We start from the raw sequence: 8,977 nt of genomic DNA, 5'->3' as shown, positions 1-8,977 counted from the left end.
CTGCCCCCCTTGCGCCGATGCCCCCGGCCGCACCGCGAGCAACCGTGCCAGCGTTGCGCGGAAGGCGGCAAGGTCACGGCCGGCGAGTTGCGACGTCGTGGTGAAGCGGATGCTCGTGGGGTTGATCGCCACGCCGTTGCGATACACCTCGTAATGCAGGTGCGGCCCGGTCGAGAGGCCGGTCGAGCCGACGTAGCCGATCAGCTGGCCCTGCGCCACGCGCGTGCCCGCCCGCGCCACGATGCGGCTCATATGGCCGTAGGCGGTGGCGATGCCTCCGCCGTGCTGGATCATCACGTAGTTGCCGTGCCCGCCGTGCCACCCCGAGTAGCTGACCGTCCCCCCCGTCGCCGCGACGATCGGCGAGCCGTAGGCCGCGCCGAAATCCACCCCGCGATGGAAGCGCGAGAAACCGAGCAGCGGATGGCGGCGCATCCCGAAACCGGAGGTGAGGTGGCCGACCACCGGCTGCGTCATCGCGCCGCGCCGCTCGCCCACGCCGGAGGCCTCGAAGAACTGGCTCTGCCCGCCGACGGTCCATTTCAGCAGGCGCGTCCGGCGGCTGCCCTGATCCAGCCCCGCATAGAGCAGGTCGCCCGTCTCCACCTCGCCGGTGGCGGCGCGGCGCTGCGCCACGATCAGGTCGAAGCGATCGTTCGCCCGCACGTCGCGCCCGATCGACAGGCGGGCCGAGAGCGCGCGGATATAGCCGGCGACGGCGGGGGCCGGGGCGCCGGCGGCGCGGGCGGCGGCATAGAGGCTCGATCCGACGCGCCCGGTGATGCGCAGCGGCGTATCGTCGACCGCGATCGGCGTGGGGCGCAGAACCAGCGCACCGCCGATCCGCTCGATCGCCAGTTTCAGGTCGAGACGCGCACGGAAGGCGAGCGCATCGAGCGGGCGGGGCTGCGCGCGGCTGGCACGGCGGCCGAGCGTGAGATCGAGCCGGGTGCCCGGCCGGATCGCGCCGAGCGGCACGACAGCGGCCACCCGTGCCGCCACCGCCTGCGCCTCGCCCGCGGCGACCCCGGCGCGTTCCAGCACGCGGGCGAAACCGTCGCCCCGGCCCAGCGTGGCGGTCAGGTCGATCGTGGGGCGTTCGGGGGTATCGACCAGCGGCTCCACCGCGTCGGTCGCCGCCATCCGCCGCCCGGTATCGCCGCCCAGCGCGAGCGGCGCGAAGCCCAGCGCACGCGCCTCCCGCCATTGCGCGGCGGACAATGCCGGCGGCGTGGCGCCGGGCAGGGGGGTAAGGCCGGGGGCGGTGGCGATCGCGCCGCCGCACAGCAACGTGCAGGTGGCGAGGCCGCGCCACCACTCGCCACTGCCGATTCGCGCGCCCAGGTCGACGACCGGATCGAAATCGGCGATCCGCTGCCGCCAGCCCAGGACGGGCGCGCGGCGTACCGCTCGCACGTCCACCGGTCGCGCCTGCCCGAAGCCGAGCGTCGCCGCACCGCCGCCGCCTGCGGTAAACCCCGTGTCGTCGCGTAGGTACAAAGGCCGCAGCCCCCCGAAATCCATTCCGCGCATCGCGCGCGGCCCGAAGCGGGATTGTGCAGCCACGCGGTTAAAGTCAAATTAAGCGGTGGTGTCGCACATCCCCGCCGCGATGAAGCGCGGTTGGAACGGGGCGGGCCGTGGAACCTGCGTCCATCGACGGCAGCCCCTTGTGTTTGCCCGCAGGCCGCCCGATGTTGCGGGCATGTCGCGCTTTGCCAGCCCGGTCGTCGCCGTCCTCGGCCCGACCAATACGGGCAAGACCCATCTGGCGATCGAGCGGATGTGCGGCCATTCGTCCGGCATGATCGGCTTTCCGCTGCGCCTGCTGGCACGCGAGGTGTACGAGCGGGTGGTGGCGATCAAGGGCGCCGCCTCGGTCGCGCTCATCACCGGCGAGGAGAAGATCCTGCCCCCGCAGGCGCGCTGGTTCCTCTGCACCGCCGAATCGATGCCGCTGGAGCGTGACCTCGCCTTTGTGGCGCTGGACGAGGCGCAGTTGGGGGCGGACCCCAATCGCGGCCATGTGTTCACCGACCGCCTGTTGCGCGCGCGCGGGCGCGACGAGACGATGATCCTCGGCTCGGAATCGCTGCGCCCGCTGCTGAAGGCGCTGATCCCGGGGATCGAGATCATCAACCGGCCGCGCTTCTCCACGCTCAGCTATGCGGGTGCCGCCAAGCTGTCGCGCCTGCCGCCGCGCTCGGCGATCGTCGCCTTCTCCGCCGAGGAGGTGTATGCGGTGGCCGAGATGCTGCGGCGGTTGCGCGGCGGGGCGGCGGTGGTCATGGGCGCGCTTTCCCCCCGCACGCGCAACGCGCAGGTGGCAATGTTCCAGGCGGGCGAGGTGGACTATCTCGTCGCCACCGATGCGATCGGCATGGGGCTAAACATGGATGTCTCGCATGTCGCCTTCGCGTCGCTGCGCAAGTTCGACGGCCGCCGCACCCGCCGGCTGACGGTGCCCGAGATGGCGCAGATCGCCGGCCGCGCCGGGCGCCACCAGCGCGACGGCACCTTCGGCACGCTGAGCGTTGAGGGCGCGACCGGCGGCTTCGACGACGAGGAGGTGGCGGCGATCGAGGAGCATCGCTTCGCCCCGCTCGACCACCTGTACTGGCGCGAGGGCGAGCCGGACCGCAGCAGCCTCGATGCGCTGCTCGTCTCGCTGGAGCGCAAGCCCGACCGGCCGCAGTTGCGCGCTGCTCCCGAGGCGATCGACCTGGCTGTGCTGCGCCGGCTGGCCGACGAGGGCTGGGTGCGCGAGCGGGCGAAGGGCGCGCGCGCCGTCGCCCGGCTCTGGGCGGCGTGCGGCCTGCCCGATTTCCGCAAGACCGGGGTGGAGCCGCACTCGCGCCTCGTCGGGCGGGTGTATCGGCACCTGAGCGAGGGCAGCGGGCATCTGCCGGTGCAGTGGTTCGCCGACGAGCTGCAACGGCTCGACCAGACGGGCGGCGACGTGGAGACGATCGCCGATCGCATCGCGGGGGTGCGGACGTGGGCCTATATCGCCCATCGGCCGGACTGGCTGGCCGAGCCGGAGAAATGGGCCGAGCGCACGCGCGAGATCGAGGAGCGCCTGTCCGACGCGCTGCATCAGCGGCTGACCCAGCGGTTCGTCGACCGGCGGACCGCCGTGCTGATGCGCGATCTGGGTGCGCGCGGGATGGACGCGCTGCCGGTGACGGTGGCGGGGGACGGCGTGGTGGCGGTGGATGGCGAGCCGATCGGCCATCTCGACGGGTTCCGCTTCCGTGTCGACCCCACCACGAAGGTGGGGGACATGAAGCGGCTGCTGGCGGCGGCCGAGCGGCGGCTGGGCGGCGTGCTGGCCGGCCGGGCGAAGGCACTGGTGGCGGAGGGCGACGGCGGCTTCACGCTGGCGACCGACCCGGGGCGGCCGGTCGCGGTGTTCTGGCGCGGGCATATCGTGGCGCGGCTGGGCCGGGGGCGGACGATGCTGACGCCCCGGCTGCTGCCGTACAAGGCGCTCGACAGCCTGACGCCCGACGATCGCAAGGCGGTGACGGCCCGGCTGGAGCGGTGGCTGGCGGACGAGATCGCGCGCCAGTTGCCGGCGCTGGTGACGCTGGCGGCGGCGGCGCAGGATGCGGCGCAGCCGGGGGCGTTGCGCGCCCTGTGTGCGCCGCTGGCGGATGCGGGCGGCGTGCTGGCCCGCGCGCCGGTGGAGGCGGTGGTGGCGGCGGTCGATCGCCCGCTGCGGCCGGCGGCGGCGAAGCTGGGGATCAAGCTGGGCACGCTCGACATCTACGTGCCGGCGCTGCTGCGGCCCGAGCCGGTGCGCTGGCGGCTGGCGCTGGCGGCCGCCTATCACGACGGGGTGATGCGCGTGCCGCCGCCGGCAGGCGCGGTGGTGGTGACCACGCCCGACGATCGCGATGGCTATCACGCCTTCGCCTTCGCGGGTTTCCGACCGCTCGGCGGGCAGATGCTACGTGTCGATCTGGTCGAGCGGCTGGCGCGGATCGCACACGATACGCGCGGGCAGGCGAAGGGCGGGCGGGTGCCGTTCGCGCCTGACCCGGCGCTGGCGACCTCGCTGGGGCTGCGGCCGGCCAGCTTCGCGCAACTGATGCTCGCGCTCGGTTTCCGCCCGGCCGAGCCGGAGGCGGAGCGGGCGCGCTGGGTGTGGCGCGGCGCGCCCCGGCCCGAGCGGGTGCACCCGCCCGTGCGGCCGGTGCGCGAGAATGCGTTTGCGGTGCTGGCACGCGGGGTGGGCAATGGCTGAGGTCGGCCTCAGGATCGACAAGTTCCTCTGGTTCACGCGTCTCGCCAAGACGCGGAGCTACGCGCAGGCCACCGCCGAGGCGGGACACATGCGGATCGACGGCCGCCCCATCGCCCGAGCGCACACCGCGGTGCGGATCGGCAACGTCCTCACCTTCGCGCTCCACGACCGGGTCCGGGTGATCCGGGTGGAGGCGCTGCCGGCGCGGCGCGGGCCTGCTGGCGAAGCGCGGCTGTGCTATACCGATCTCGCCCCGGCGATGCCGTCCGTCACTGCCTTGCGGGGGGATGAGAATGCTTTTCACCCGGCCGACGATATTGACGTGCCGGACAGGCCGACCTAGCAGGCGACCACCTTCAGGAGCTTGCCCCATGACCTACGTCGTCACCGATGCCTGCATCCGTTGCAAGTATATGGATTGCGTGGAAGTCTGTCCGGTCGACTGCTTCTACGAGGGCGACAACATGCTCGTCATCAACCCGAGCGAGTGCATCGATTGCGGCGTGTGCGAGCCGGAATGCCCGGCCGAGGCGATCCTGCCCGATACCGAGAGCGGGCTGGAAAAGTGGATGGAGCTGAACACCACCTTTTCGGCTAGCTGGCCCAACATCACCCGCAAGCGCGACGCGCCGGACGATGCCGACGAGCACAAGGGCGAGGACGGCAAGTTCGAGAAGTATTTCTCGCCGGAGCCTGGCCAGGGCGACTAAGCCTCGTTCTCGCCGCGCTGCCGCAGCGCGGGCGGGGACCGCGTGACATGCTGGCTTTTTGTCGTTGGACCTGCTATATAATCAGGCAACGGGAGCGGGTGCATTCGCATTCGCAACACAAAAGCTGGTTCGCATAGCCTTTGCCCATGCTGCCGACCGCTGCGCGTTGCGCGCGCGGATCGTTCAGGCGGGTGGCGGCTTCACACTCGGAAAGGTTCCTTACATGGCTGCAAAGGCGCTGAGCTTCGTCGTCGGCGATTATGTGGTGTATCCCAAGCATGGCGTCGGCCGGGTCGTGGAACTGCAGAGCCAGGAGATCGCCGGGATCAAGCTGGAACTGTACGTGCTGCGGTTCGAGAAGGAGCGGATGACGCTTCGTGTGCCAACCAACAAGGCGGAATCGGTCGGGATGCGCAAGCTCTCGTCCAACGTCACGTTGCAGGAGGCGCTGACGACGCTAAAGGGCAAGCCCAAGGTCAAGCGCACGATGTGGTCGCGCCGCGCGCAGGAGTATGAGGCCAAGATCAACTCGGGCGATCTGGTGTCGATCGCCGAGGTGGTGCGCGATCTGTTCCGCGCGGACGACCAGCCCGAGCAGAGCTATTCCGAACGGCAGATCTTCGAGGCGGCGACCAGCCGGCTTGCACGCGAGCTTGCCGCGATGGAGCAGGTGGACGAGCCGACCGCGCAGGAGAAGATCCTCGACATCCTTCGCGCCTCGGCGGCGATCCACAACAAGTAATCCCGCCTGCCGGCAGGACGAGAAGGGCGGTGCCGCTGGCGCCGCCTTTTTTGTCAGTGCCTTTTCGATTGGCGCGGCGACAGCGGGGTGACACACAGGCGGGATGATCCGCCTCGCCGCCGCCGCGCTGTTACTCGCCGCCGCCTTTCCCGCGGCCGCCGCCGAGCGCGGCTATACCATCACCAGTTTCGACCGGATCCGCGTGGAAGGCCCCTATGCCGTCAGCGTGACGAACAACCGGGGATCGTCCGCGCGCGCCACCGGCAGTCCGGCGGCGCTGGATGCGGTGATCGTGCGGGTGGACGGGCGCACGCTGGTGGTGCGTCGCGATGCGAACGGCTGGGGCGGCCCCGCCGCCGGCGATCGCGGGCCGGTGACGATCGCCGTCACCGCGCCGCAACTGGTCGCGGCCAGCCTCTCCGGTTCGGGCAGCCTGGCGATCGATGCGATGCGCGCGCAGCGGGTGGATCTGGTGGTGGAGGGATCGGGCCGTCTCCGTCTCGGCCGGCTGGAGACCGACCGGCTGGCCGCCACCGTCGTCGGCTCGGGCACGATCGAGGTGGCGGGGCAGGTCGCGGACGCGCGGGTGATCGTGCGCGGGTCGGGTGCGCTGGAGGCTGTGCGGCTGACGGCGGCGGATGCCAATGTGAGCGCGGACGGATCGGCGACGGTGCGGCTGGCGGTGCGCCGTGCGGTGACGGTGACGGCGAGCGGCAGCGGCACCGTGGCGATCGACGGATCGCCGGCCTGCACGGTGCGCAGCGTCGGGGCGAGCGAGGTGACGTGCGGCAGCGGCCGGCGCTAGGCGGGCCCGCACCCGCCGCCTCAGGGTTCGCCGCGGCGGATCATGTTCCGGTCGATCTCCGCGATCGCGGTGCAGCCGGCCAGCCGCATCGTCAGGTCGAACTCGGCGATCAGGTTGGCGATCAGCGCCGCCACTCCCGCCTCGCCGGCCACCGCCAGCGCGTGGAACAGCGGGCGGCCGATCAGTACCCCGTTCGCTCCCAGCGCCAGGGCGCGGAAGATGTCGGTACCGCCCCTGATCCCGCTGTCGAACAGCACGGGCACCTGCCCGGCGACGACCGGCGCGATCTCGTCCAGCGCGGTCACGGCGGGCACCGCGCCATCGATCTGCCGCCCGCCGTGGTTGGAGACGATGATCCCGTCCACGCCGTGATCGATCGCGCGGCGGGCATCGTCCGGGTGGGTGACTCCCTTCACCAGCAGCGGCAGGCGGGTGAGCGCGCGCACGCCTGCCAGTTTGGCCCAGGTGAAGCCGGGGTTGGCGAAGACACCGAGGAACATGCGCACCGCCGCCGGCAGGTCTTCTTCCGGCGGGCGATCGAGCAGCGCGCGGAACACCGGATCGCTGAGATAATTGGCTATTCCCTTGCCGAAGAAGAACGGCAGGTGGCCGAGATCGAGATCGTCGGGCCGCCAGCCCAGCGTGGGCGTGTCGAGCGTGACGACGATCGCCTCGCATCCGCACGCCTCGGCCCGGGTCACCAGGCTTTCGACCAGCGCGGCGGACCGGCTGGGGTAGAGCTGGAACCAGCGCGGCGCGTCCGCCATTTCCCCGGCGATCCGCTCCATCGCGAACGAGGCCTGCGACGAGACGATCATCGGCACACCCGCACCTGCCGCAGCACGGGCGACGGCGAGGTCGGCGTGCGGATGCGCGAGCTCAAGCGCGCCGAGCGGCGCCAGCAGCATCGGCACGGGCAGGGTGCGGCCGAACAGGGTTGCGCGCATGTCGCCGCCGGTGATGTCGCGGCCCACGCGCGGGCGGATCTGCCAGCGATCGAGCGCGTGGCGGTTGGCCCGTCGCGTCGTGCCGCGCCCGGCCGCCCCATCGGCATAGGCGAACGCCTCGGGCGAAAGCATCGCCTGTGCCGCCGCCCGCAGGCGGTCTGCATCGACCGGCACGGCCGGCGCGGTGCCCGCCACGTAGATTGCCGCCTGACGGTGTGGTCCCGGCGCTTCGAGCAGGCTCCCCATGCGGGCGGGCATAGGCCGGGGTGGCGTTGTTTGACAGGACGTTACGCCGAAACGAGGCGAAATCCGGTCATGGCGTCCGGCGGCGGCGCGTGACGCGCGCGCGCCTGCTCCTCGCGCTCGCCGCGCTGATCGCGTTGCTGGCAGCATGGCATGCCTCCGCGCCGCCGACCGCGCTGCCGGCCGATGCCAGCGCGACCCGCTTCTCGGCGATGCGGGCGATGGCGGACGTGCGCTTGATAGGGCGCAACGCGCATCCGGTCGGGTCGGTGGAGCATGGCCGGGTGCGGGCGCGGCTGGTCGCGCGGATGCAGGCGCTGGGCCTCGCCCCGCGCGTGGCGGCGGCGCGCGCGATCAAGCTGAAGCCCGGCGCGCGGGGGCTGGCGGTGGACGGGGCGGAGGTCCGCAACATCGTCGGCGTGCTGCCCGGCTACGATTCGCGCCTGCCGGCGGTGCTGCTGATGGCGCATTACGACTCCGTGCCCTCCTCCCCCGGCGCGGCGGACGACGGGGCGGGGCTGGCCGCCGCGCTGGAGACCATCCGTGCATTGAAGGCCGGCGGGCCGGGTCGCCGCGACATGATCCTGCTGTTCAGCGATGCCGAGGAGAACGGGCTGCTGGGGGCGCGTGCCTTCTTCGACGGCGATCCGGCGGCGGCGCGCGTCGGCTTCGTCGTCAACATGGACATGCGCGGCGGCGGTGGCCGGGCGATCATGCACGAGACGGGGCGCGACGCCGGCGGCGCGATCGATCTTTATCGCCGCACCGCGATCCACCCGACGACCGATTCGATCGCGGCGTGGGTGGAGCGGCTGATCCGCAACAGCAGCGATTTCCGCGTCGCCGTCGATCGCGGGCTGCCGGGGTTGAACTACGCCATCCTCGACCGGCAGTTCGATTACCACGCGGCCAGCTCCACCCCCGAACGGCTCGACCCCCGCTCGCTGCAGCATCTCGGCGAACAGGTGCTGGCCGTGATGCGGGGGCTGGTGGATGCGGCCGAACTGCCCGCCGCCGCCCCCGATCCGGCCTATGTCAGCGTGCTGGGGCTGGCGGTGGTCGCCTGGCCGGCGTGGGCCGGGTGGCTGATCCTCGGCGTGGGGCTGGCGGCGGGCGGCATCGCGTGGCGGCGGTCGGCGTCGAGTGCGGCGGGGCTGCGCGGGGTGGCGGCGGCGGCGCATCTGCTGCTCACGCTCGTGTTGGCCCTGATGCTGGCGCGGTCGGCGACGGCGATCCCGTTCGGCTTCACCGTGGGTCGTCCGCTGCTGGCGTGGTGGAACG

The 8,977-nt window shown here is 72.1% G+C and carries 8 protein-coding genes; 6 read left to right on the top strand and 2 right to left on the bottom strand.

Annotated features, from left to right (window positions below; all coding sequences use genetic code 11):
- Positions 1 to 1,524: M23 family metallopeptidase (locus tag FOY91_RS19675; RefSeq protein ID WP_145155533.1), on the bottom strand; the 1,524-nt coding region annotated here is incomplete at its 3' end.
- A gap of 181 nt (positions 1,525 to 1,705) precedes the next feature.
- Here FOY91_RS19675 and FOY91_RS19670 point away from each other — a divergent pair.
- The 5 genes from FOY91_RS19670 to FOY91_RS19650 all read left to right on the top strand — a co-directional run bounded on the left by FOY91_RS19670 (position 1,706) and on the right by FOY91_RS19650 (position 6,506).
- The gene (locus FOY91_RS19670; RefSeq protein ID WP_145155531.1) at positions 1,706 to 4,249 is read left to right on the top strand and encodes a helicase-related protein; all 2,544 of its coding nucleotides are present in this window, start codon (positions 1,706 to 1,708) and stop codon (positions 4,247 to 4,249) included.
- Positions 4,242 to 4,592 carry an RNA-binding S4 domain-containing protein gene (locus FOY91_RS19665; protein ID WP_145155529.1) on the top strand — a complete coding sequence of 117 codons (351 nt, stop codon included), beginning with the start codon at positions 4,242 to 4,244 and terminating at the stop codon, positions 4,590 to 4,592. The genes FOY91_RS19670 and FOY91_RS19665 overlap by 8 nt, the downstream gene beginning before the upstream one ends.
- A gap of 28 nt (positions 4,593 to 4,620) precedes the next feature.
- The gene (gene fdxA / locus FOY91_RS19660; RefSeq protein ID WP_145155527.1) at positions 4,621 to 4,959 is read left to right on the top strand and encodes a ferredoxin FdxA; all 339 of its coding nucleotides are present in this window, start codon (positions 4,621 to 4,623) and stop codon (positions 4,957 to 4,959) included.
- A gap of 223 nt (positions 4,960 to 5,182) precedes the next feature.
- The gene (locus FOY91_RS19655) at positions 5,183 to 5,701 is read left to right on the top strand and encodes a CarD family transcriptional regulator (protein ID WP_145155525.1); all 519 of its coding nucleotides are present in this window, start codon (positions 5,183 to 5,185) and stop codon (positions 5,699 to 5,701) included.
- A gap of 103 nt (positions 5,702 to 5,804) precedes the next feature.
- Positions 5,805 to 6,506, top strand: a complete 702-nt coding sequence (locus tag FOY91_RS19650; RefSeq protein ID WP_145155524.1) for a head GIN domain-containing protein — start codon at positions 5,805 to 5,807, stop codon at positions 6,504 to 6,506.
- Between the two features lie 20 nt (positions 6,507 to 6,526).
- On the opposite strand, the gene FOY91_RS19645 is transcribed toward FOY91_RS19650, so the two are convergent.
- Entirely contained in the window at positions 6,527 to 7,699 is a 1,173-nt protein-coding gene (locus FOY91_RS19645; RefSeq protein ID WP_145155522.1) for an alpha-hydroxy-acid oxidizing protein, read from the bottom strand.
- 89 nt (positions 7,700 to 7,788) lie between these two features.
- Here FOY91_RS19645 and FOY91_RS19640 point away from each other — a divergent pair.
- On the top strand, positions 7,789 to 8,977 hold a 1,189-nt coding region (locus tag FOY91_RS19640; RefSeq protein WP_145155520.1), incomplete at its 3' end, for a M20/M25/M40 family metallo-hydrolase.

This window comes from Alterirhizorhabdus solaris (assembly GCF_007785815.1).
GTDB classification, from domain to species: domain Bacteria; phylum Pseudomonadota; class Alphaproteobacteria; order Sphingomonadales; family Sphingomonadaceae; genus Alterirhizorhabdus; species Alterirhizorhabdus solaris.
Note: the sequence above shows the minus strand (reverse complement) of the source record. Positions and strands in the feature narration are given on the sequence as shown.

Coding starts and splice junctions, on each gene's coding strand:
- FOY91_RS19650 (WP_145155524.1), top strand. CDS start 5,805: ATGATCCGCCTCGCCGCCGCCGCGCTGTTACTCGCCGCCGCCTTTCCC.
- fdxA (WP_145155527.1), top strand. CDS start 4,621: ATGACCTACGTCGTCACCGATGCCTGCATCCGTTGCAAGTATATGGAT.
- FOY91_RS19665 (WP_145155529.1), top strand. CDS start 4,242: ATGGCTGAGGTCGGCCTCAGGATCGACAAGTTCCTCTGGTTCACGCGT.
- FOY91_RS19655 (WP_145155525.1), top strand. CDS start 5,183: ATGGCTGCAAAGGCGCTGAGCTTCGTCGTCGGCGATTATGTGGTGTAT.
- FOY91_RS19645 (WP_145155522.1), bottom strand. CDS start 7,699: ATGGGGAGCCTGCTCGAAGCGCCGGGACCACACCGTCAGGCGGCAATC.
- FOY91_RS19670 (WP_145155531.1), top strand. CDS start 1,706: ATGTCGCGCTTTGCCAGCCCGGTCGTCGCCGTCCTCGGCCCGACCAAT.